Origin of the sequence: Microbacterium sp. CGR1, assembly GCF_051062835.1 — a bacterium.
Classification (GTDB): domain Bacteria; phylum Actinomycetota; class Actinomycetes; order Actinomycetales; family Microbacteriaceae; genus Microbacterium.
In genome coordinates this window covers 436,751-453,460 of sequence record NZ_JAOTPG010000002.1, presented here as the reverse complement: position 1 = coordinate 453,460, position 16,710 = coordinate 436,751, and the positions used below count along the sequence as shown (strand labels likewise).

The 16,710-nt window shown below is 69.4% G+C and carries 17 protein-coding genes and 1 tRNA gene; 15 read left to right on the top strand and 3 right to left on the bottom strand.

What is annotated here, in order from left to right:
* From OD997_RS17120 to OD997_RS17075, 10 genes are all read left to right on the top strand, one after another.
* Positions 1-1,791 carry a sigma-70 family RNA polymerase sigma factor gene (locus tag OD997_RS17120; protein ID WP_434332760.1) on the top strand — a complete coding sequence of 597 codons (1,791 nt, stop codon included), beginning with the start codon at positions 1-3 and terminating at the stop codon, positions 1,789-1,791.
* Positions 1,792-1,848: 57 nt separating this feature from the next.
* The gene (locus OD997_RS17115; protein ID WP_434332759.1) at positions 1,849-3,171 is read left to right on the top strand and encodes an aminotransferase class V-fold PLP-dependent enzyme; all 1,323 of its coding nucleotides are present in this window, start codon (positions 1,849-1,851) and stop codon (positions 3,169-3,171) included.
* A complete protein-coding gene (gene sufU, locus OD997_RS17110) occupies positions 3,168-3,602 on the top strand; it encodes a Fe-S cluster assembly sulfur transfer protein SufU (RefSeq protein WP_434332758.1) in 435 nt (144 codons plus the stop codon). The genes OD997_RS17115 and sufU overlap by 4 nt, the downstream gene beginning before the upstream one ends.
* 44 nt (positions 3,603-3,646) lie before the next feature.
* Positions 3,647-4,585: a GNAT family N-acetyltransferase gene (locus OD997_RS17105; RefSeq protein WP_434332757.1), complete on the top strand. Its 939-nt coding sequence runs from the start codon at positions 3,647-3,649 to the stop codon at positions 4,583-4,585.
* Between the two features lie 51 nt (positions 4,586-4,636).
* Entirely contained in the window at positions 4,637-5,284 is a 648-nt protein-coding gene (locus tag OD997_RS17100) for an NADPH-dependent F420 reductase (RefSeq protein WP_434332948.1), read from the top strand.
* 179 nt (positions 5,285-5,463) lie between these two features.
* Complete coding sequence (locus OD997_RS17095) at positions 5,464-6,081, top strand: GntR family transcriptional regulator (protein WP_434332756.1); 618 nt, start codon at positions 5,464-5,466, stop codon at positions 6,079-6,081.
* 105 nt (positions 6,082-6,186) lie between these two features.
* Complete coding sequence (locus tag OD997_RS17090; RefSeq protein ID WP_434332755.1) at positions 6,187-6,396, top strand: heavy-metal-associated domain-containing protein; 210 nt, start codon at positions 6,187-6,189, stop codon at positions 6,394-6,396.
* 10 nt (positions 6,397-6,406) lie between these two features.
* Positions 6,407-8,641, top strand: a complete 2,235-nt coding sequence (locus tag OD997_RS17085) for a heavy metal translocating P-type ATPase (protein WP_434332754.1) — start codon at positions 6,407-6,409, stop codon at positions 8,639-8,641.
* Between the two features lie 75 nt (positions 8,642-8,716).
* Positions 8,717-8,962, top strand: a complete 246-nt coding sequence (locus tag OD997_RS17080; protein ID WP_434332753.1) for a hypothetical protein — start codon at positions 8,717-8,719, stop codon at positions 8,960-8,962.
* Between the two features lie 10 nt (positions 8,963-8,972).
* Positions 8,973-9,836: a hypothetical protein gene (locus OD997_RS17075; RefSeq protein WP_434332752.1), complete on the top strand. Its 864-nt coding sequence runs from the start codon at positions 8,973-8,975 to the stop codon at positions 9,834-9,836.
* A gap of 1 nt (position 9,837) precedes the next feature.
* Here OD997_RS17075 and OD997_RS17070 read toward each other — a convergent pair whose 3' ends face one another.
* Positions 9,838-10,677 (bottom strand): SDR family NAD(P)-dependent oxidoreductase, encoded by an 840-nt coding sequence (locus OD997_RS17070; RefSeq protein WP_434332751.1) that lies wholly within the window; start codon positions 10,675-10,677, stop codon positions 9,838-9,840.
* 127 nt (positions 10,678-10,804) lie between these two features.
* On the opposite strand from OD997_RS17070, the gene OD997_RS17065 reads away from it, so the two are divergent.
* The 3 genes from OD997_RS17065 (at position 10,805) to OD997_RS17055 (ending at position 11,912) form a co-directional block, all read left to right on the top strand.
* Positions 10,805-11,386 (top strand): asparagine synthase, encoded by a 582-nt coding sequence (locus OD997_RS17065; protein WP_434332750.1) that lies wholly within the window; start codon positions 10,805-10,807, stop codon positions 11,384-11,386.
* A gap of 68 nt (positions 11,387-11,454) precedes the next feature.
* A tRNA-Arg gene (locus OD997_RS17060) sits at positions 11,455-11,527 on the top strand.
* A 100-nt stretch (positions 11,528-11,627) separates the two neighbouring features.
* Positions 11,628-11,912: a hypothetical protein gene (locus OD997_RS17055; protein ID WP_434332749.1), complete on the top strand. Its 285-nt coding sequence runs from the start codon at positions 11,628-11,630 to the stop codon at positions 11,910-11,912.
* Positions 11,913-11,918: 6 nt separating this feature from the next.
* On the opposite strand, the gene OD997_RS17050 is transcribed toward OD997_RS17055, so the two are convergent.
* Positions 11,919-12,851: a LysR family transcriptional regulator gene (locus OD997_RS17050; protein WP_434332748.1), complete on the bottom strand. Its 933-nt coding sequence runs from the start codon at positions 12,849-12,851 to the stop codon at positions 11,919-11,921.
* A 71-nt stretch (positions 12,852-12,922) separates the two neighbouring features.
* Here OD997_RS17050 and OD997_RS17045 point away from each other — a divergent pair, with 71 nt between their 5' ends.
* On the top strand, positions 12,923-14,653 hold the full coding sequence (locus OD997_RS17045; protein WP_056309668.1) for an L-aspartate oxidase: 1,731 nt from the start codon (positions 12,923-12,925) through the stop codon (positions 14,651-14,653).
* A 77-nt stretch (positions 14,654-14,730) separates the two neighbouring features.
* Here the strand turns inward: OD997_RS17045 and OD997_RS17040 are convergent, their stop codons facing one another.
* The gene (locus tag OD997_RS17040) at positions 14,731-15,048 is read right to left on the bottom strand and encodes a hypothetical protein (protein WP_434332747.1); all 318 of its coding nucleotides are present in this window, start codon (positions 15,046-15,048) and stop codon (positions 14,731-14,733) included.
* Between the two features lie 117 nt (positions 15,049-15,165).
* On the opposite strand from OD997_RS17040, the gene OD997_RS17035 reads away from it, so the two are divergent.
* The gene (locus OD997_RS17035; protein ID WP_434332746.1) at positions 15,166-16,662 is read left to right on the top strand and encodes an L-serine ammonia-lyase, iron-sulfur-dependent, subunit alpha; all 1,497 of its coding nucleotides are present in this window, start codon (positions 15,166-15,168) and stop codon (positions 16,660-16,662) included.
* The last annotated feature ends 48 nt before the right edge of the window (positions 16,663-16,710 follow it).

Sequence of the window (16,710 nt, the reverse complement as noted above, 5' to 3'; positions counted from 1 at the left end):
ATGACCGTGCTGCCGCCGACCGTCGTCCGTGCACGCCTCGACCCGGATACGAGCGACGACGATCTCGTGCTCGCCACCCGCGACGGCGACAACCGGGCGTACGGGATGCTCTGGGATCGCCATTCTCCGGCTGCGCTGCGCGCCGCCAGGGCCATCACGAGCTCGATCGACCCGGAGGACCTGGTCAGCGAGGCCTTCGCGAAGACCTTCAGCGCGATCCGCAACGGAGGGGGTCCCACGGAGGCGTTCCGGCCCTACCTCTTCGCCGCTGTGCGCAGCGCCGCAGCGACCTGGGGCGGCAAGCAGAAGGACCTGACCCTCGAGTACCTCGACGAGCTGCCCCTCGACGACTCCGAGGACTCTCTCGACATCCTCTCCGACAAGGCGCTGCTCACGACGGCGTTCCAGAACATGCCGGAGCGCTGGCGCACCCTGCTCTGGTACCTCGAGGTCGAGGGCATGAAGCCGCGCGAGATCGCACCGCTGATGGGCATGACTCCGAACGCCGTCTCGGTGCTGGCCTCACGAGCCCGAGAGGGATTCAAGGTCGCCTGGCTGCATGCGCACATCAAAGAACCCGGGCGCGACGCGGAATGCCGGTGGGCCTGCGAGCGCATCGTCGCCCAGGGGCGCAGACGGCAGGTCTCACGCGCCGATCGGACGCGGTTCGAGGCGCATCTCGAGGGATGCCGCCGCTGCACGATGGCGAGCACGGAGGTCGCCCAGGCATCTTCGAAGCTGCGCGCGCTGCTGCTGCCGGCGATCATCGGCGGCACTGCGGCGGCGGCGTACTCCGCTGCGACGCCGGCGCCCGTCATGGCAGCCGTCTCCGCCGGCATCCTGCCCAAGGGGGCCGCCGCGCCCTGGCTGCTCGTCGGCGGGGTGGTCGCAGTGGCGACAGTCGCCGTCGCGGTGATGGCCGTCGCCGCCCAGCTCTCCCCGGAGGCGATCCCCGGTGCCGAGGCGTCGTCCTCGGCCGCGCTCGTCGTCGAGTCGCCGGCTCCGATCGCGGAGCCGACCCACGCTGAGGATCCGGGGGCGCCGCCGGCTGCCGTGTCGCCGGTGATGCCCGAATCGCCCGATCCCATCGCCGAAGCCGAGCCGGTCACCGAGCTCGACACCGATCCGATCGTCGCTCCTCCGGCGCCCCAAGAGGTGGCGGCTGCGACGACGCCACCCGGATCCCGGTCGCAGCCGCAGTTCCTGCCTCCGGCGGTCCCGGTCGAGGAGCCGATCGTCCTTCCCGTGACGGTCGAATGGAGCATCCCTCCCTCGGCGATCACCCCCACCGCCATCACCGGAACAGGCGCCGCGGGTGCCGAGGTCGAGATCCTCGACGAGACCGGCCTCGCCATCGCGTCCACCGTCGTCGATTCCGCCGGTGCATTCTCGGTTCTTCCCGGTGTCGAGGCTCTCCATCAGGGCATGTCCATCTCCGTGCGCCACGCCGCTCCCAGCGGGGAGCATACGGTCAGCGCTCCGATCGGCCCGTACTTCTTCGAGACCCCGTCGCTCGCCGAGGTCTCCGACGGGTTCCTCGTACGCACCGATCTCGACGGCGACGGCTCGCGTGACGACGTCGCTCTGCTGCTTCAGGGCATCGCCGGCGCGACGGTATCCGTGTCGGTCGACGGCGCGCCAGCGACGAGCGTGGTGCTCACCGAGGCGTCCACGCCCGTGTCGGTGCTCGACGTCCGACCGGGGCTGCGTCAGGTCACCGTGCGCTACATCGATCCGGACACGGGGGCGACCGGGGTCGCCGAGGTCGAGCGCATCCTCGTGTCTCCCTGACCGTCGTGCGCCCGCGGTCGTGACCCCACTCGGTGCGCCAGATGAGAAGCTAGAAGGATGAGCACTTCTCGCGACGCCGACGTGATCGCCCCGCTGAACGTGGCTCCCCTGACGGATGCCGAGGTGCGGCGCCTGCGCGAGGACTTCCCGATCCTGCAGGTCGAGGTGAACGGGCATCCGCTCTCGTACCTCGACTCGGGTGCCACCTCGCAGCGTCCGTTCGCGGTGCTCGACGCGGAACGTGCGTTCGCGACGACGCTCAATGCTGCCGTCCACCGCGGAGCCCACACGCTCGCGGCAGAGGCCACGGAGATCTTCGAGGATGCTCGCGCCACCGTCGCACGGTTCATCGGCGCCGACGAGGGCGAGATCGTCTGGACGTCCAACGCCACGGAGGCGCTCAACCTCGTCGCCTACTCGATCTCGAACGCCTCCCTCGGGCGCGGGGGAGCGGCCGCCGAGCGCTTGCGTCTGCGCGAGGGCGACGAGATCGTCACGACCGAGATGGAGCACCACGCCAACCTGATCCCCTGGCAGGAGCTCGCGGCGCGCACCGGGGCGACCCTGCGGGTGATCCCGCTCGACGACGACGGCGCTCTGCGTCTCGATATCGCCGCCGAGCTGATCGGAGAGCGCACCAAGCTCGTCGCGTTCACCCACGTGTCGAACGTGCTCGGCGTCATCAACCCCGTCGATCAGCTCGTCGCTCTGGCGCGAGCCGTCGGCGCGCTCGTCGTGCTCGACGCCTGCCAGTCAGCTCCTCACCTGCCGGTGGACGTCCGAGAGCTCGACGTCGACTTCGCGGTGCTCTCCGGCCACAAGATGCTCGGGCCCACCGGCATCGGTGCACTCTACGGCCGCCGCGAGCTGCTCGAGGCCATGCCGCCGTTCCTGACCGGCGGCTCGATGATCACCACCGTCACCACGACCGAGGCCACGTATCTGCCGCCGCCACAGCGCTTCGAGGCCGGCACCCAGCGGGTGTCGCAGGCGGTCGCGCTCGCCGCGGCGATCGACTACCTGTCGGCTGTGGGGATGCCGCGCATCGCCGCGCATGAGGCGGCCTTCGGGGCACGTCTCGTCGAGGGGCTCACCGCCATCGACGGCGTGCGCGTGCTCGGCGCCGGCATCGACCTGCCGCGGGTGGGACTCGCGAGCTTCGACGTCGACGGCATCCACTCCCACGACCTCGGCCAGTTCCTCGACGACCGCGGCATCGCCGTGCGCGTCGGGCATCACTGCGCACAACCGCTGCATCGACGCCTCGGCGTCACCTCGTCGACCAGGGCGAGCACGTATCTGTACACGACCGATGCCGAGATCGACGCCGTGCTCGACGGCGTGCGGGGCGCCATCGACTTCTTCCGGAGGGGCGCATGAGCGACCTGCAGAACCTGTACCAGGAACTCATCCTCGATCACTCCCGCACCCCGCACGGATTCGGACTCCGCGGCGAGATCGCGGCGCAGTCGCACCAGGTGAACCCGACCTGCGGCGACGAGGTCACGCTGCAGGTGCATCGCGCCGGTGATGGAAGTATCGAGGCGATCGCGTGGGAGGGGCACGGCTGCGCCATCTCGCAGGCATCCGCGTCGCTTCTCGCCGAGCTCGCCGAGGGGCTGACGGTCGACGAGCTGGAGGTCCGCATCGCGGCCTTCCGCGAGGCGATGCGCTCCCGCGGCAAGATCGAGCCGGATGAGGAGCTGCTCGGTGATGTCGCAGCTCTCGGCGGCGTCTCGCGGTACGTGGCACGGGTGAAGTGCGCGATGCTGGCCTGGGTCGCCGTGGAGGACGCCCTGCACAAGGCGTGAGGCGTAGGACATGAGACCGGCGCCGCGAGGTGCAGGATGGAACCATGTCTCTTCATCTGAACCCTCTCGGCGCAGGCCGCTTCGACGACTGGCTCGATGCGACCCGCGAGCGTCTGATCGCTCTCAGGCAGGACTCGGGGATGTTCGTCGGCGACGACGCGGCCGCTCGCGTCGAGGAGTTCCTCGCCGAGCTGCTCTCGGAAGGACACGAGACGCAGACCTCGCTTGTCCTCGAGATCGACGACGACGGCACTCGCCTGGGAACCATCTGGCTCGCGGCGAACAACGGTGTCCTCTTCGTCGTGGATCTCTCCTTCGAGCTCGCACCGAGCGTCGCGCAGCGAGGCGCACTGCTCGACGAGCTGCAGGCCCTCGCACGGAAGCAGCAGGTCGATCGGATCAGCATGGGCGTCTACGCCTCGGACAGCGAGAGTCGCGCGTTCGTCGAGCGGGGTGGATTCGAGGTCGCTTCGATCCAGATGCTCCTCGAACCGCTCCCGTCGCGAGAGACGGACTCGCGCGTCGTCGTGAGGCCCATGACGGCAGAGCGCTTCACGAGTTTCGCCACGGCATCCGAAGCCGCCTTCGCCGAGGACCTCGCCGCCTCCGGTCGCTATTCGGCCGAGGATGCGGCGGTCGAGTCGCACAGGCAGATGGAGCTGGAGCTGCCCGACGGAGTCGCGTCGGAAGGCCAGGAGCTGTTCACCGCCGAGGTCGACGGCGTCGAGGTGGGGGTGCTGTGGATCGGCGTCCGCTCTCGGGGCGGACGCCCGCACGGGTTCATCCTCGACATCGAGATCGCCGACGATCAGCGGCGCAAGGGGTACGGCCGCGACGTCATGCACGCAGCCGAGCGCGAGGCCGCACGGCTCGGCGCCGACTCGATCGGTCTGCACGTCTTCGGATTCAACACCGGGGCGATCCGGCTCTACGAGAGCCTCGGGTATCGCCGCGTGGAAGAGCGCTTCCTCCTCGCCGTCTGATCGCGACACGCGGCGACACGGAAGGAATAGTCGGACCTCGCAGGCGTTGGCCTGAGAATGACAACTCTCGGAATCATCGGTGCAGGACACATCGGCAGCCAGGTCGCGCGCGTCGCGGTGGCGAACGGATACGACGTCGTGATCGCGAACTCGCGCGGACCTGAGACGCTCGCAGACCTCGTCGCAGAGCTCGGCCCGCAGGCGAGGGCCGCGACTGCTGCGGAGGCGGCAGAGGCAGGTGACGCGGTCGTCGTGACGGTGCCGCTCGGCAAGATCGATGCCCTCCCCGTCGAGCAGCTCGCCGGCAAGATCGTGCTCGACACCAACAACTACTACTTCGAGCGCGACGGCCACATCGACGCCCTCGACAAGGGCGAGACCACCACCTCCGAGCTCCTGCAGCAGCAGCTGCCGACCTCGCGTATCGCCAAGGCCTTCAACCACATCTATGCCGCCGACATCACGACCGACGGTACCCCGGCGGGCACCGAGGGCCGCCGTGCGCTCGCGACCGCGGGTGACGACGCCGAGGCGGTCGCATTCGTCACGCGCTTCTACGACGAGGTCGGATTCGATACGGTCAACGTCGGTCCGCTCAGTGAGTCCTGGCGAGTCGAGCGCGATCGCCCGGCTTACGTCGTGAAGCAGACCGCCGACGAGCTCGCGGCGAACCTCTCGATCGCGAACCGCCTGCCCTGACCCAGGCCTGATGGGCGGGTCGGATGCTGCGGCATCCGCCCCGCCCGTCTCCGCGTCGAGCGGGGCGGGTCGTAATAAATACGCCCGTTGGGATACCAAAACTTGTTCCGCCGGTGCCCGAGTGGGACAATCGCGGTATGGCGGGGGTGGGGACTGCCGGCGAACTCGAGTCGGTGAGGGTGACGCGCATTCTGCGCGATGACATCATCCTGGGCCGCCGCGTGCCCGGATCCCGCCTCGTCGAACGCGATATCGCGGCCGAGCTCAATGTGTCGCGACTGCCGGTGCGCGAGGCCATCCGCGCGCTCGTCGGCGAGGGAGTAGTCGTCGCCCGGCCCCGAACCTGGGCCGTCGTGCGCGAGTTCACGCACCGCGACATCCAGGACTTCGGGGAGGTGCGCGAGGCGATCGAGACCCTCATCTTCGTGTTCGCCGCCGAGCGTCATGACGACGCGGGTATCGCCAGACTGCAGGCGGCATACGAGCGCGAACTCGCGGCGTCGAAGGCGGGCGACGTCGAGGCCGCCCGCATCGCGGCGGGGGAGTTCCATGAGATCTCGGCGGAGCTTGCCGGCAACGAGATGCTCGGGGAGCTGATCGGCGTGTTCGTCACGCGTCTGCGGTGGCTCTTCGGACAGCACGACGATCTGCTCGCGATGGCGGAGGAGCACCGTGTGATCCTCGAAGCGATCGCGGCCCGCGACGTCGAGACGCTGAGGTGGCTCATTCCGCGACACCTGGCCAGCGGCCAGGCGGCGGCAGAGCGGCGTCTCAGCAGCCCGACGTACTCGATCTGAGCATCCTCGCGTTGAGGGAATACCCCTCCGCGGGGTACTGTTGTGAGCGAAGGGATACCCCCTAGGGGTATTAGTCCCTTGATGAATGCCGAAAGGAACGCACGAATGAGCACCACCACCTACTCCGTCACCGGAATGACCTGCGGACACTGCGAGGGGTCGGTCCGCAGCGAGGTCGCGAAGATCGACGGCGTGACCGGCATCGAGGTCAGCGCCGCCGCGGGCAGCCTGACAGTCACCTCCGAAGCCGAACTCGACGACGCAGCCGTGCTGGCCGCCGTCGATGAGGCCGGTTACAGCGCCGTCCGAGCCTGAGGAGGGGAAGATGTCAGGCGAAGCGGTGACCTACGATCTCGAGATCGAGGGCATGACGTGCGCGTCGTGCGCCTCGCGGATCGAGAAGCGGCTCAACAGGATGGAGGGCGTAGCGGCCACCGTCAACTATGCGACGGAGAAAGCCCACGTGCAGGTCGAATCCGGCATCGCCGTCGACGATCTGATCTCTGAGGTCGTCCGCACGGGATACGCAGCTGCGCTCCCGCGGGAGATCGAGTCCGCCGAGGTCGATCCCGCATACCGCCGACTGCGGCTCCGCCTGAGCGTCGCCGCGGTGCTCGCGATCCCCGTGATCGCCCTCGCGATGGCTGAGCCGCTGCAGTTCCCGGGATGGCAGTGGGCATCGCTCGTCCTCGCCACGCCGGTCGTCACCTGGGCCGCCTGGCCTTTCCACCGGGCCGCCTTCCTGAACGCGCGCCACCGCGCCGTCACGATGGACACCCTCATCTCGGTCGGAGTCGGCGCCGCCTACCTCTGGTCTCTGTACGCGCTGTTCTTCGGCACCGCCGGTATGTGGGGGATGACCCACCCGTTCCGATTCACGATCGAACGAGGCGACGGTCTCGGCAGCATCTATCTCGAGGTCGCCGCCGGCGTGACGATGTTCCTGCTGCTCGGGCGCTTCCTCGAGCAGCGCTCCAAGCGTCGTGCCGGTGCAGCACTCCGTGCGCTCGGCGAACTCGGTGCGAAGGACGTCTCGGTCCTGCGCGACGGACGGGAAGAGCGGATGCCGCTCGAGCGTCTCAGGGCAGGGGACCTGTTCGTCGTGCGCCCCGGCGAGAAGATCGCCACTGACGGTGTGGTCCGCGGGGGGGCGTCTGCAGTCGACGCTTCGATGCTCACGGGCGAATCGATTCCTGTCGAAGTGCGAGCCGGCGACTCGGTCACCGGCGCCACCGTCAACGTCGGCGGTCGTCTTCTCGTGTCGGCGACGCGCGTCGGAGCCGACACCCAGCTCGCCCGCATGGCACGCCTCGTCGAAGAGGCGCAGTCGGGAAAAGCTGAGGCACAGCGGCTCGCTGACCGTCTCTCGGCCGTCTTCGTGCCCATCGTGTTCGCCATCTCGGCCGTCACGCTGGTCGTGTGGCTGCTGATCGGCGGCGGCGCGGCTGCCGCGTTCACCGCGGCCGTGGCGGTGCTGATCATCGCGTGCCCGTGCGCTCTGGGCCTCGCGACGCCGATGGCGCTGCTCGTCGGCACAGGGCGCGGAGCGCAGCTCGGCGTGCTCATCAAGGGTCCGGAAGTGCTCGAGTCCACCCGCCGTGTCGACACGATCGTGCTCGACAAGACCGGCACGGTCACGACGGGGCGCATGGCGCTCGTCGACATCATCGTCGCGGACGGAGAAGACGCCACCGAGGTCCTCCGCCACGCGGCTGCGGTCGAGGAGGCCTCCGAGCATCCCATCGCCCAGGCGATCGTCCGGGGCGCCACCGGGCGCATCGGCGATCTGCCCGCCGTGCAGGATTTCGGCAGCATCGTGGGCCGCGGTGTCACGGGGGTCGTGGAGTCGCATGCCGTGATCGCCGGGCGGCCCTCGCTCCTGGACGACTGGGCGCTGCCCCTCGACGGAATGCTCGCCACGGCATTCGACAGTGCCGAAGCGGACGCACGCACGGCTGTCGCGGTGGCCTGGGACGGCCGAGTGCGAGGCGTCCTGGTCGTCGCGGATCATGTCAAGGCCACCAGTGCTGACGCGATCGCTGCCCTCCGGGGGCTCGGTCTGCGCCCGGTGCTGCTCACAGGCGACAACGAGCGCGCGGCGCGGAGCATCGCGGATGCCGTGGGCATCGACGAGGTGCGCGCAGGGGTCCTCCCCGAGGGCAAGGTCGATGTGATCACCGCGCTGCAGGCGCGAGGTGCCGTCGTCGCCATGGTCGGGGACGGCGTCAACGACGCAGCGGCTCTGGCGCAGTCCGACCTCGGGATCGCGATGGGGACAGGAACGGATGCCGCGATCGAAGCATCCGATCTGACGCTCGTCCGGGGTGACCTCTGGGGTGCGGTGGATTCGATCCGGCTGGCCCGACGCACGCTCGGAACGATCCGCGGCAACCTCTTCTGGGCGCTCGCGTACAACGTCGCGGCGATACCGCTCGCCGCTCTCGGCCTGCTCAACCCGATGCTCGCCGGCGCGGCGATGGCGTTCTCGAGTGTGTTCGTCGTGCTGAACAGCCTCAGGCTCCGTCGCTTCCGGAGTGCGGCGGGTGAGACAGTGCGCTAGAACGGCACCTTTCGCGAGGATATATTGGGCCCTACGGAAATCGTTCCGGAAATTCATCTTGTTCTGGGGAGCGGTATGAGGGGCCTCGCCGTCGTCACCGGAGGCCTGCTGTTGATCGGCGGGACGGTGCTCGTCGTGGTCGCGGATCAGCAGCGGGTCGACTCGCTCGCCGAGGCGCGAGCCGCGGTCGTGCAGGCCGAGGAGCAGCTCGACGCCACTCGGGACGCGAACTACCTGCTCGCCGAGAAGCTGACGGTTCTGCGCACGGCGATCGCCGAGCAGGAGACGCAGCTCGCCGACACCACGGGGTTCCTCCCATGACGGGAGCGTCGTGATCCGCAGAGTCTTCTCGGTCACCATGGTCGCGGCGATCCTCCTCGCTGCCGGCGTGGTCGGTCGCGCCGTCGCCCTCGACGAGGACAGAGCGGCCGCCATCGCCGAGCTCCAGACGCTGTCGCAGTCGACGCGCACCGCGCAGATGCGCACGGACCACCTCGAGGGTGCGATCGACCTTGCTGAGAAGGACACCGCCGCTCGCGCCGCAGTGCTCGAGGTGCGCCCGGCGTTCGTCGACGAGATCGCTGCGCTCGGTGCCGCGATGGCGGGTGCCGAGGGCAAGGTCGACACAGCCGCCCATCGGGCATCCGCTCTGTCGGCCCAGCAGACCGTGCTCGCCGAGCGGAAGGACCCGGCCACGGTCGTGGCGGCGACCGCGACCGTTCATGCCCTCATCGAGAGGGTCGGCGAGGACGTGACCACGTGGGAGGCGGCTCAGTACGCCGCGCCCGAGGGGCCGGCCTGGTCATCGAGCGGCCCCGACGGCTACGCGAGAGTGCGCGCCGCACTGGACGCGGTGGGAGGCGGTGGCGTCGGGCTCTATGAGTCGTCGTCATGCGCGGGAGGAACGGCCCCGGCCTGCGCGAACAGCAACGGCTACATCAAGTACCGCGCCGACATCTCGAACTGGAGCGCCGACCGGCTGAAGTGGGCGATGGCGCACGAGCTCGCGCACATCTACCAGTTCAGGGTCTGGGGCGCCCTCAATGCGTCGGGCTCGTACCAGTCGATGTTCGGCGGAGACCCCGAGTTCCTCGCGAACTGCATGGCGGTCGTGCGCGGATTCCCCGGCTCGGTCGGGTGCAACGGCGACCAGCAGGGCTGGGCGTCGGGGATCTGGGTCGGCGCCGTCCGCTGACTCACCGGATCGGGGTCGTGGTGTCGACCGCCTCGCGCAGCGGGCGCCGCATCACGCGCCAGTAGGCCGCCGGCGCGACGCGCACGAGCACGTCGACGAGGCGCGCCTCTCGGCCGACCATGGTGCGCGCCCGACGTCGCTCGGTCGCCCGCACGATTTGCGCCGCGGCATCCGCCGGTTCGGTGTGGTACATCGCCGCCTGCGCGGCCGCTGCTCGTGCCGCCACCGCGGGGTCGATGGCCGCGGCATACCGGCCGTGCAGGATGATGCCCGTGCGCACGCCTGCCGGGTAGATCGCGCCGACGCTGACCGACGTGCCCTCGAGTTCGTGACGCAGCGCCTCGGAGAACCCTCGAACGGCGTACTTGCTGAGGGCGTAGGGGATGCGCCCTGCGGGAGCGGCCAGCGCATAGATGCTCGCGAGGTGCGTGACGTGTGCGGCGCGCTCCGTGCGGAGTGTCGGCAGCAGTGCCTTGGTGATCGACACGGTGCCCCAGAGGTTCACATCGGTCAGCCAGCGCATCTCCTCCATGGTCAGCTGTTCGAGGGTTCCGAGCATCGAGGAGCCGGCGCACGTGATCAGTGCGTTGACGTGCGGGTGAGCTGAGGTGATCTCGCCCACCGCGGAGAAGACGGCCTCATCGTCGCGCAGATCGACGACGTGCGTGGTGACGGTCGTGCCCCGGAGCTCTGCCGCCACGGTCTCGAGCGCCTCCGCATTGTGGTCGACCAGGGCGAGGTGCACGCCGTCTGCGGCGAGGATCCGTGCGATCTCCGCGCCCATGCCGCTCGCGGCCCCGGTGATGACGGTGGTGCTTCCGGTGAGGGTGAGACGCTTCATTGCACTCCTCCTGGCGGCGTCGGGAGTGCCGCAGGTCGTAGAGCAGGCCGTGGCGACCCGATTCCGATCCATTCTGGCCCACTGCATCGGGGAGCGATACCGGTACGCTCGAAGAGAGGAGGTAGCGGTGGGACGAACTGCGGAGGCCATCGCCGAGGGCGTTGCGATCGCGACCGCTGCCGCGCGCCTCGCCGTGAAGAATCACATCCTCATCGGCACGATCGCCGAGAACGGCGTGTTCGACACCGACAAGTACATCGCCGACGCGCGAGAAGCGCTGCGGGCGATGGCGGAGGAGTCCGAAGAGGTCGAGCGCAACCTCACCGAGTTGCGCAAGCGCGCTCGCGGTCGCCATTCCGACCCCTCCGGAACGCATGACTACCGCGACCGCGATGTGCGCAACCTCCGTCGCCGCGCGAAGCAGTCGCACGGAGTCGCGACGAAGCTGCGCGAGACGATGGAGAACGAGGCGGCGCTCCGCGCCATCGTCGAGGAGGCCCGAGAGGGGGCCTGGGCCGACGTGCGTCACAACCTCGATCGTCGGCTGCGCGTCGAGGGCATGCGTCCCGATCAGGACCCCGACTACGAGCGGATGCGCGAGGCCAGGATGCAGGCGCTCCGCCTCGTCGACCTGCAGGCTCTTTCGTCTCTGCAGCGCGCGAAAGCCAAGCGCAAGAAGAAGCAGACCGTCCCCGATGACGACGACTGATCCTGCTCGATTCGCATTCGAGTGTGGACTGTTATAGGCTGTTCCACGGCCCGCTGAGCGGTCCAGGAGCGCCCGTAGCTCAATGGATAGAGCATCTGACTACGGATCAGAAGGTTAGGGGTTCGAGTCCCTTCGGGCGCACATCAGCTGAAACCCCCGTCGCGAAAGCGGCGGGGGTTTTGCGTTTCCGGGGAGTGCGCAGAAGCATCCGGGCGTCTCCCGGCTCGATAGGCTCGTGCCCATGACGCTTCCTGAGCAGGCCAAGAACAACCGGGTATGGCATGTCGTGGGCCTGGTGTGCGGCGTGCTGGCGATCGTGTCGCTCTTCGCGCTGCCGAGCGGCATCGTCGGATACCTCATCGCGATCGGCATCGCTGCGGTCGCTGCCCTGATCGGCCACGCCGCCGTGCGGCGTCGCGGCGCATTCCGCGCCGCGGCCATCGTCGGGCTCGGCCTCGCGTATCTGGGGCTGATCGTGTCGGTGGGTCTGCTGGTGGTCCGGCTCACGCGTGTGTTCGCCGGCTGAGCACCCTCAGTCGAGCAGGCTCGTGATCGCGGGGTCTCGTCGCGCGTAGTCGGCGGCCGTCGAGACGATCACACGGCGCATCGCGGCGACGGCGATCGCGGGGGTGACATCGGCGCGGTGGGCGAGGCTCACGGTGCGGGTCATCATCGGGTGCGTGAGTCGCACCGACCGCAGTGCCGGCTGGTCGAAGAGCACCATCGCGGGGACGACGGCGACCCCGACGCCCCGCTCGACGAAGCGCAGCACCGCATCCATCTCCGCGCCTTCGAGCACGAAGTTCGGGGTCAACCCGGCCGAGCGGAACGCCGCATCGGTCGTCGCCCGCAGCTCGTAGGTCTCGTCGAGGGCGATCAGGGGGAGGGTGGCGAGGTGCGCGAGGCTCATCGACGAGGACGACGACACCGGGGGCTCGGATGCCGCGGACACCACGACGAGCTCCTCGGTGAGCAGCGGCATGCGCGACAGGCTGAACCCCGAAGGCGGAGGCCCTTCCGACTCGGTGATCAGCGCGATGTCGACCGCGCCGACGGCGAGCTGGTCGACGAGCAGGCGTGAGCCGCTCTCGGTGAGGTGGAGGTCGACGCCGGGGTGGTCGGCGTGGAACGTGCTGATCGCCTCGGCGACGAGGCTGATGCAGAGGGTGGGAGGGGCGCCGAGTCGCACGCGCCCGCGGCGGAGCCCGGCGAGCTCGCCCATCTCCTCGCGGATCGCTTCGGACTCCGCGAGCATCCGCTGTGCGCGGGGCAGCAGCGCTTCACCGGCGGAGGTGAGCGCGATGTGCCCGCGGGCCCGGTGGAAGAGCTCGGCACCGAGCTCGCGCTCGAGGGTCGAGATCTGTCGGCTCAGTGACGGCTGGGCGAGGTGCAGGTGCTCGGAGGCGCGGGTGAAGTGGCCGAGGCGTGCGACCTCGACGAACCCGCGGAGCTGCTCGAGGTTCATGCCTGCAGTCTATCGATACCAGTAGAACAATGCATTGGAGTTATTAGGTCGCCCTAACTAGCGTCGAATGCATGAGTACTCGCGAACGTCAGATCTCCACCACGGTCCTCGTCATCGGGACCGGCGGATCCGGGCTGCGCGCGGCGATCGAGGTCGCCGAACACGGCATCGACGTCCTCGCCGTCGGCAAACGCCCCCGACAGGATGCCCACACCTCGCTCGCCGCCGGTGGCATCAACGCCGCGCTCGGAACCATGGACGAGGGTGACAGCTGGCAGCAGCACGCCGCCGACACCATCAAGGAGAGCTACCTGCTCGCGAACCCCCACACGGTCGAGATCGTGACCCAGGGAGCCGAGCGCGGCATCCGCGACCTCGAGCGCTGGGGCATGGACTTCGCCCGAGAGGACGACGGGCGCATCTCGCAGCGGTTCTTCGGCGCGCACACCTTCCGTCGCACCGCCTTCGCCGGTGACTACACCGGCCTCGAGATCCAGCGCACGCTCGTCGCCAAGGCCGAGCAGCTCGAGGTCCCCATCCTCGACCACGTCTACATCACCCGGCTGCTCGTGCGCGACAACGTCGTCTTCGGCGCGTACGGCTTCGACCAGTCCGACGGCACGCGCTACCTGATCCACGCGGATGCCGTGATCCTCGCCGCCGGTGGACACAACCGCATCTGGCGTCGCACGTCATCGCGCCGCGACGAGAACACCGGCGACTCGTTCCGCCTCGCGGTCGAGGCGGGAGCCCGACTGCGCGACCCCGAACTCGTGCAGTTCCACCCGTCCGGGATCATCGAGCCCGAGAACGCCGCCGGCACCCTCATCTCCGAGGCCGCCCGCGGCGAGGGCGGCATCCTGCGCAACGCCCTCGGCGAGCGGTTCATGTCGAAGTACGACCCGGAGCGCATGGAGCTCTCGACCCGCGACCGTGTGGCGCTCGCCGCGTACACCGAGATCGCCGAGGGGCGGGGAACGGAGAACGGCGGCGTCTGGCTCGACGTGTCGCACCTGCCGCGCGAGACGATCATGACCCGTCTGCCTCGCGTCTACCAGACGATGATGGAGCTGCAGATGCTCGACATCACCACGGAGCCGATCGAGATCGCGCCCACCGCGCACTATTCGATGGGTGGCGTGTGGGTGCGTCCGGAGGACCACCAGACCGACGTCGACGGTCTCTATGCGATCGGCGAGGCGTCGAGCGGTCTGCACGGGGCGAACCGCCTGGGCGGCAACTCGCTGATCGAGCTGCTCGTCTACGGCCGCATCGTCGGTCAGGCGGCGATGGCACACGCGGCTGGTCTCGACGCGCAGCGCCGGTCGGCGGATGCCGTGGCGCAGGCGCGTGCCGAGATCGACGACCTGCTCGCAGCGGACGGACGCGAGAACGTGCGAGCCCTGCAGCGCGCGATCCGCAATACCATGACGGAGCACGCGGGCGTCGTGCGGTCCGAGGAGGGGCTCCGCGCCGGCCTCGCCGACCTCGACATGATCGAGGGGCGGATGGAGGACATCGGCATCCACCCCGACATCGCGGGGTTCCAGGATCTCGCCCATGCCTTCGACCTCAAGGCGTCGGCGCTCGCCGCCCGCGCCACGATCGAGGCCGCACTCGAGCGTCGCGAGACGCGTGGGTGCCACAACCGCAGCGACTATCCCGACACCGACCCGACGCTGCAGGTGAACCTCGTCTGGTCGCCCACCGGGGGAGTCACGCACGAGCCGATCCCCGAGATCCCCGCGGAGATCGCGGAGCTCATGCGCGAGGTCGACACCGAGGGCAAGCTCGTCGAGTAGCCCTCATCCGAACTCGCTCCCGTCGCAGGGTGCATCGCGACGGGAGCGACCGGGTGGCCGAGCGAGGTAGGAGTCGCTCAGTCGCCCTCGTCGGTCTCCGGACCGTCGATGACCCCGATCCCGACCGCCTCATGGTCGGGCTCGGGGTCGTTGCGTGTCGGGGCCTTCGGCTCCTCCGAGGGGTCCTTCTCGGTGCTCGGCTCTTCGAGCTCCTCGTCGTCGGGGATCTCCGAGGGGTCGGCGTCCTCGGGCGACTCCGCCTCCGCGGGTGCTTCCGTGCTCTGGCCGGGGGTCTTGAACTCCCCGGCGTCGCCGGACGACGGGCTCGGGGTCGGGGTCTGCGCCTCGGGGGCGAGGCCCGAGGTCGGGTCCTGTGCGGGTGTGCTGTCGGTCATGATCGTCCTTTCGCATCGAGTGCCCGACCAGGATGGAGTCTCGGCGCGTGCGGATGAAGGGGCTTGACGGCGGCGCCCCGATCGTCCGCAGTGCCGATCACGACGTACGCTGGGGAGGTGACAGCGTACGTCTCGGCCTTCGATCTCTTCTCCATCGGAGTGGGCCCCTCGAGTTCCCACACGGTCGGGCCGATGCGGGCGGCGCTCGAGTTCGCCCGCCGACTGCGATCGAGCGGTACACTCGACCGCGTCGCACGCGTCGGATGCACGCTGTACGGCTCCCTCGGCGCCACCGGAATCGGACACGGCACTCCGGATGCCGTCGTCGCAGGTCTCCGAGGACTCGCACCCGAGACCTGTGATCCGTCGGAGGTGCGCTCCGCCTGGACCGACCTTCGGGAGGGTGAGACTGTGTGGATCGACGGCACGCACGAGATCCCCTTCTCGAAGACGGACATCGTGTTCGAGCCGCGCACCCGCCTGCCCGGCCACCCGAACGCCATGACGATCACCGCGCAGGATGCCGACGGGCAGATGGTCGCAGAGGAGACCTACTACTCCGTCGGCGGCGGGTTCATCCGTCGGGACGGTGAGGAGGCGAAGATCTCCGCGGCTCCGCTGCCGTACTCGTATGCGGACGCCGCATCGCTGCTCGCGCTGTGCGACGAGCACGGACTCTCGATCGCAGAGATCGCCCGCCTGAACGAGACCGCGCAGCGCTCGGAGGAAGACGTCGCCGCGGGACTCGACGCGATCTGGGATGCGATGGCCGCCTGCGTCGACAACGGCCTGCACTCCGACGGGGTGCTTCCGGGCATGCTCAAGGTCAAGCGCCGCGCGAGTGCGATCCGCGGGCAGCTCGAGGAGGCCGAGGCCGACGGGCATCGCGAGCTTCCCGGCGAGTGGCTGGGTGCCTTCGCGCTCGCCGTCAACGAGGAGAACGCGGCGGGTGGCCGAGTGGTCACCGCGCCGACGAACGGCGCTGCCGGCATCCTCCCCGCGGTCGCGATGTACTGGTGGCGGTTCCTCGCGGATTCCGGCCTCGGCGCCGGCAATGCGGTCACGCCGTACGGCGAGCTCGTCGGCAGTGCACTGCTCGGCTTCGGTGCGGAGGCGTCGCTCGTCGCCGTCGGAGCGATCGACGACCCCGACGCACTCGCCGAGGCGAACCGTCGCCGCGGCATCCGACGGTTCCTGCTCACCGCCACCGCTCTGGGATCGCTGTTCAAGGCGAACGCCTCGATCTCGGGGGCCGAGGGCGGATGCCAGGCCGAGGTCGGCTCGGCGTGTGCGATGGCCGCCGGCGGCCTGACCGCCGTGATGGGCGGCACGAACCGGCAGATCGAGAACGCCGCAGAGATCGCCATGGAGCATCACCTCGGACTCACCTGCGACCCCATCGGCGGCCTCGTGCAGATCCCGTGCATCGAGCGGAACGCGATCGCAGCCTCCACCGCGGTGACGGCGACACGACTCGCCCTTCGCGGTGACGGCAGTCACTACGTCTCGCTGGATGCGGTCGTCGAGACGATGCGCCAGACCGGCATCGACATGTCGACGAAGTACAAGGAGACCAGCGAGGGCGGGCTCGCGGTCAACGTCATCGAGTGCTGAGCCGACTGCCCGACGGCCGCGTCGGTGGCTGCGGCTAGCCTCTTTCGG

Excerpts from the sequence above, each read along its gene's own strand:
- OD997_RS17120 (WP_434332760.1), top strand. The coding sequence starts at position 1 with ATGACCGTGCTGCCGCCGACCGTCGTCCGTGCACGCCTCGACCCGGAT.
- OD997_RS17115 (WP_434332759.1), top strand. The coding sequence starts at position 1,849 with ATGAGCACTTCTCGCGACGCCGACGTGATCGCCCCGCTGAACGTGGCT.
- sufU (WP_434332758.1), top strand. The coding sequence starts at position 3,168 with ATGAGCGACCTGCAGAACCTGTACCAGGAACTCATCCTCGATCACTCC.
- OD997_RS17105 (WP_434332757.1), top strand. The coding sequence starts at position 3,647 with ATGTCTCTTCATCTGAACCCTCTCGGCGCAGGCCGCTTCGACGACTGG.
- OD997_RS17090 (WP_434332755.1), top strand. The coding sequence starts at position 6,187 with ATGAGCACCACCACCTACTCCGTCACCGGAATGACCTGCGGACACTGC.
- OD997_RS17085 (WP_434332754.1), top strand. The coding sequence starts at position 6,407 with ATGTCAGGCGAAGCGGTGACCTACGATCTCGAGATCGAGGGCATGACG.
- OD997_RS17080 (WP_434332753.1), top strand. The coding sequence starts at position 8,717 with ATGAGGGGCCTCGCCGTCGTCACCGGAGGCCTGCTGTTGATCGGCGGG.
- OD997_RS17070 (WP_434332751.1), bottom strand. The coding sequence starts at position 10,677 with ATGAAGCGTCTCACCCTCACCGGAAGCACCACCGTCATCACCGGGGCC.
- OD997_RS17055 (WP_434332749.1), top strand. The coding sequence starts at position 11,628 with ATGACGCTTCCTGAGCAGGCCAAGAACAACCGGGTATGGCATGTCGTG.
- OD997_RS17050 (WP_434332748.1), bottom strand. The coding sequence starts at position 12,851 with ATGAACCTCGAGCAGCTCCGCGGGTTCGTCGAGGTCGCACGCCTCGGC.
- OD997_RS17045 (WP_056309668.1), top strand. The coding sequence starts at position 12,923 with ATGAGTACTCGCGAACGTCAGATCTCCACCACGGTCCTCGTCATCGGG.
- OD997_RS17040 (WP_434332747.1), bottom strand. The coding sequence starts at position 15,048 with ATGACCGACAGCACACCCGCACAGGACCCGACCTCGGGCCTCGCCCCC.